General features: G+C 34.9%; 6 protein-coding genes and 1 pseudogene. 4 read left to right on the top strand and 3 right to left on the bottom strand.

The features are described 5' to 3' along the window. Positions 1–330: 330 nt before the first annotated feature. On the top strand, positions 331–477 hold the full coding sequence (locus ENL20_05875) for an ArsR family transcriptional regulator (GenBank protein HHE38083.1): 147 nt from the start codon (positions 331–333) through the stop codon (positions 475–477). Between the two features lie 186 nt (positions 478–663). Next, positions 664–1,325, top strand: a pseudogene (locus ENL20_05870) (hypothetical protein). Between the two features lie 186 nt (positions 1,326–1,511). Here the strand turns inward: ENL20_05870 and ENL20_05865 are convergent. From ENL20_05865 to ENL20_05855, 3 genes are read right to left on the bottom strand one after another with little or no spacing between them, the layout of a single operon-like run. Further along, positions 1,512–2,669: a hypothetical protein gene (locus tag ENL20_05865; GenBank protein ID HHE38082.1), complete on the bottom strand. Its 1,158-nt coding sequence runs from the start codon at positions 2,667–2,669 to the stop codon at positions 1,512–1,514. After that, the gene (locus ENL20_05860; protein HHE38081.1) at positions 2,666–3,178 is read right to left on the bottom strand and encodes a hypothetical protein; all 513 of its coding nucleotides are present in this window, start codon (positions 3,176–3,178) and stop codon (positions 2,666–2,668) included. The genes ENL20_05865 and ENL20_05860 overlap by 4 nt, the downstream gene beginning before the upstream one ends. Further along, positions 3,175–4,071, bottom strand: a complete 897-nt coding sequence (locus ENL20_05855) for a sulfurtransferase (protein HHE38080.1) — start codon at positions 4,069–4,071, stop codon at positions 3,175–3,177. The genes ENL20_05860 and ENL20_05855 overlap by 4 nt, the downstream gene beginning before the upstream one ends. 207 nt (positions 4,072–4,278) lie before the next feature. On the opposite strand from ENL20_05855, the gene ENL20_05850 reads away from it, so the two are divergent. Both ENL20_05850 and ENL20_05845 read left to right on the top strand, forming a co-directional pair. Next, a complete protein-coding gene (locus ENL20_05850; protein ID HHE38079.1) occupies positions 4,279–4,605 on the top strand; it encodes an ArsR family transcriptional regulator in 327 nt (108 codons plus the stop codon). 55 nt (positions 4,606–4,660) lie between these two features. Beyond that, positions 4,661–4,914, top strand: a 254-nt coding sequence (locus tag ENL20_05845; GenBank protein ID HHE38078.1) for a hypothetical protein, incomplete at its 3' end; no start/stop codon positions are given.

Below are 4,914 nucleotides of genomic sequence, written 5' to 3'. Positions count from 1 at the left end.
TTTTAGAAATGATACTGAGATTAATAAATATTGTAAGGAGAAGAATATCCCAATAGAAAATGAATAATATAACTTATGTAGAATTAGTCTTGAAAAATAGGCATAACATAAGCACCTGCGGTTTAGTCTCGTGGTTTGTTTCGGTCGAATCGTTCCGATTCAACCTTTGGTTGGTCTGTCTGGGCGGAATCTTCCGATTCCGCAGTGTGCTCTAAACATTATCGGAAAATTGCCAAATAAATAATAATAACATAAAGTTAATTGACAGCTAAATCCCGTTTCGACATTTGGCGAAATGAAGAAAAGAGAGAGAATGAGTGAGCATTTAAAATATTCAAAGCATTGGGAGATAAGACCAGGCTCAGAATTGTTTTGATGCTGAAAGTAAAGCCAATATGCGTTTGCGAGATTAGAGAGATCATCGGAACTTCTTTGTCTACTATTTCCAACCATCTTGAAAGATGCAGAAATATATGAATTATACAATACCCATAAAGCAGAAAAAAAATATTAAATATGTTGGATGAATTGGATTGTGTTGAAGTAGAAAACGATAAACAAAAAGCTGTAAAAACAGACAGAATGGATATCTGTTAATTTTTTTTGATTTAATGCTTCGTTATTTCTGAAAAACGGAAAAATGAATGGAAAATTCTCTTAACTATGATTGGTGTTTTTCTGCTGTCATTCTTTTTTTCCCATAGATTTAGGCAGATTTCAAAATGCATTAATTGAATCGATTTATATGCTAAAAGAGTATGCTCAGCTTCATGTAATTCTCTGCTTACTTCCAGCTTTGTTTATTGCAGGTGCAATCAGTGTATTTATGAGTCAGACAGCAGTAATAAAAAATCTCGGAGCTAAAGTAAAAAGTTACTGCTTACGCAGTTGCTACTGTTTCAGGCGTAATATTGGCTGGTTGTTCCTGCACTATTTTACTCCTTTTCAGCGGAATCTACAAAAGAGGAGCCGGACTTTGTCCTGCAACAGCATTTCTTTATTTGGGTACTGCCATCAATGTTTTAGCAATTATCCTCACCGCGCGTGTTTTGGGTATGGAAATCGGAATTGCCAGAGCTGTCGGAGCAATAGTTTTCAGTGTTGTTATCGGTCTGATAATGGCGTTCATCTTCCGCAAAGAAGAACAGGAAAATGTTAATCAACAATTACTGATGCCGGAGCCGGAAGTTAGAAGACCACTCTGGCAGGAAGTTGTTCGTTTTGGTGTAATGGTTCTTATTCTTATTTTTGCTAACTGGGAAAAGCCATCCATCAATACCGGACTTTGGGCTGCAATTTTAAAATACATCAAATTTTTCCTTTGACCTTTTATTAATTTTAAAATCCATTTTCTTGATTAATTGTTGTTTTTCATCTTACTCAAAATATATATTCAGCATTCCTTTTGTTAAATCCCATTCAGATAAAACATAATAATTTACCAATGATTTAGACATTGATATTTTCACATTCAGGACATTAATATATACTTTTTCCTGTTTTTCAGTATGTTATCTACAACCTTCCGCACTGAACATTCTATCTTTTTCATTCGTTTCATCGTTAATAGGTTTGCCGCCGAAAAAGCGGCTGGTTTTTCTGATGTGCTGTTTCTGCTGCTCATCAAGAGAGCGAAAGCGAGTCATATCTGGGAATAGAATTTTATCTTTCCAGCGTTGCATTCCACCATACATTATTTGAACTTGCTGCGGATTAAATTTTTTCATAAATTCTATCGAAGGTAATTTCTTATCTGTAAAAATTATAGCTTTTTCATTTTTTCCTATCGTTATTTCTTCTGATTCGGATAATTGATGTGACCTTGGAATATGATATTTATTAAACTCATTTTCGTTACGCAGATCAAAGAGTAATGAACTCATCTTTCTGTTCATAATGCTTTCTGCCAGTTCATCTACTTGAATACATTGGTACTGTTTTCCGCCAATTGTTACAGATGATTTTTCCGTGAAAGTATGATATGGATTTCCTGTAAAAATAGCGATGAAAGCCAGCACAAATGATATATAAGCTAAAATGCGAATTGTAGAAGTTTTGGAATTTATGATTCCCAATATACGAGTTTTAAGAGAAATCTTCTGTTCCAAAGCTTCCGCTCCTACAAAACCGAAAAGTGCTACAAACGCAACAAAAAACACTAACAATCCGTAATTAATATTCCATAATTCCGGTAATGTGATTGTACCTAAAGAAGTAGAAAAGAAAAATTTTTGAAAATGTGGGAATGTTTCACCAAAAACAAAAATCCCAAAAAATAAACCCAGTAAAGTAACTAATCCGTCTATTCTGCCGGTTATGGTGGAAACGCAGGATGTCCCGGGACACAATCCGGAAGTTACAAACCCGATCCCGAAGATCAATCCGGCAACTAACTGCGGAATGACATAAGTGGGAGTTTTATAGATCAAATAGAGGTCAATTATTCCGAGATAACCAAGCCAGTATAAACCCAGCATTGCGGTTAAAACTGCAGTGAACATAACTTTGAAAACGGTGAGATCGGTAAAATAGAATTGAGCTGAAATTTTTGATGCGTTACCTAAACCGCCTTTTTCCAAAAAAAATCCGAAAGCAAAACCGATGAGCACAGCGATAAGTAAACTGAAATCAAAACCAAAATATCCGAGCTTGAAGAAAGGAGCAATCATTTCCACTGTCCTTTAACCAAACGGGAAAATGCATATCCGGAAGCAAACAAGCTGATGAGAAATATCCAGCTTCCCACATTAAAAAGCGGTGTTCCGGTAAGCCCCTGTCCACTCGTACAACCTCTGGCAAGCTTTGCCGCAAAACCCATTAAACCACCGCCGATAAAGGCAAAAAGTAAACGCTGAAAAGAAGATGTAGTTTTACCCTTTTCCACTTTGCGTTTTATTCTTCCGGCAAAATATCCGGAAACAAAACCACCGATCAATACACCGATTATTTCAAAAACCAGCCAGGTTTTTAAAGGATTTCCTCCCTTAATATAAGCAGAATAAACTTCATTATTTGCCGAATGCAGCGGAGCAAAAACATCAACAAGATATGAAACAATAGAACTGAAAGCTCCTGAAGCTCCTAAACCTCTCCCCATTAACACAAACGCTGCTAAAAGTGTTAATCCTAAGCCAATTCCGGCAATGTAAGGATTCCAATATGGTTTTTCTTTTGTCATTTTTCATACTCCACCGGTTGCATTACGGGTAAAGATTCATCGCGATTCCATTCCTGAAAAGAAGCATCATATAAATATACTTCATAATTTACTGCTTTTGCAGCCAGATAAATAACACTCGCCCAATAACCTGTATTGCAATAAGTTACGATTATCGAACCAGGCTCAATATTGTTGTTGATAAAAAGCTGTTCCAGATCAAAATCGTCTTTCAACTCATAAACTGGTTCGTCTTTCTGAACTTCATAAAAAGGAATATTGAGTGCATACAAAATGTGACCGTTTCTTACAAAATCAGTATTTTCTTCCGTTCCGTCATACAAGCTCATCGGACGCGCATCTACTAAATAAAAATAACTCTCATTCATCATTTTTAGAATCCAATCTGAATCCACAATAATTCTTTCGTTCAGAACGACTTCTATATCACCACTTACATTATCAGGAACAATTTGGGTAGTTTTCTTTTCTTCATTTTTCCATTTTGCCAATCCGCCATTCAGAACAGCTACATTATCGGATAATCCGGCATAATCGAGAGTAACATAAATTCTGGCAGCATCGGAAATATATGCTTCATTTTCATAATACAGTACTATTTTGGAATCTTGCGTTACGCCCATCTCACTTAGATATTGTTGTAAATCCTGTACTTCCGGCATTTCATAATCCAAGCCATTACGATTATAATCGCAAAGTCTGTCCAACTGTAAATTATGAGCATTGGGAATATGCTCTTCCGCATAATTATCTCCTATATGATAGATCAATAATTCGGGTTCATCAATATTCTCTTCCAACCAATTTGTACTGATAATGATGGAATTAAATTCCAGTGCAAAAATTGTTTGAATAGTAAACAGTAAAATGCAGATCAAAATTTTATTTTTCATATTTCCTTCTATTTTTTTTAACACTCTATTTTTTCCCTAAACTGAAAAATTTTCATCGTAAAAAAATATTCATTCTGTTTTTGGTCAAGCACGATTTTATTTGATGCAGTTAAATAAAGTGCATTTTTCATTTTTAAAAAAACTTAAGAAAAGAGTTGACACACAAACCCCATTTCGACATTTGACGAAATATAGAAAGGAGAAAAAATGAATGAATATTTAAAAATATTCAAAGCATTGGGAGATAAGACCAGACTCAGAATTGTTTTGATGCTGAAAGTAAAGCCAATGTGCGTTTGCGAGATCAGAGAGATCATCGGAACTTCTATGTCCACCATTTCCAACCATCTTAAAATCTTGAAAGATGCAGAAATAATAGACTCCCAAAAAGAAGACAGATACATCAATTACGAATTGAATACAACAAATGAAACGGTTCAGATCGTTTTAAATATTTTGGACAATATAAGTGATAATGAAATCGAACTTGATAAGCGAAAAGCATTAAAAACTAACAGAATTGAAATCTGTTAATTTTTTTTATCAGTCATTTCGTTATTTATGAAAATAAGAAAACGGAGAATATGATATGAAATGGAAAAATGAATGGAAAACCCTTTTGGCAATGGTTGGCGTTTTCCTATTATCCTTCTTTTTGCCGGTAAATTCAACCAGATTCCAAAATGCAATTATGGAATCATTTCACATGCTAAAGGAATACGCTCAACTTCACGTAATCTTGTGCCTGCTTCCGGCTTTGTTCATCGCCGGAGCTATTAGTGTATTTATCAGTCAAGCAGCGGTAATAAAATATCTCGGAGCAAAAGCAAAGAAAGTTACGGC

The sequence above is a fragment of the Candidatus Cloacimonadota bacterium genome (assembly GCA_011372345.1).
Lineage (GTDB): Bacteria > Cloacimonadota > Cloacimonadia > Cloacimonadales > TCS61 > DRTC01.
This window is presented reverse-complemented; position numbering and strand designations above follow the sequence as displayed.

Bases quoted from the DNA above. Each gene is read 5' to 3' on its own strand.
- ENL20_05865 (HHE38082.1), bottom strand. From the start codon at position 2,669: ATGATTGCTCCTTTCTTCAAGCTCGGATATTTTGGTTTTGATTTCAGT.
- ENL20_05860 (HHE38081.1), bottom strand. From the start codon at position 3,178: ATGACAAAAGAAAAACCATATTGGAATCCTTACATTGCCGGAATTGGC.
- ENL20_05855 (HHE38080.1), bottom strand. From the start codon at position 4,071: ATGAAAAATAAAATTTTGATCTGCATTTTACTGTTTACTATTCAAACA.
- ENL20_05850 (HHE38079.1), top strand. From the start codon at position 4,279: ATGAATGAATATTTAAAAATATTCAAAGCATTGGGAGATAAGACCAGA.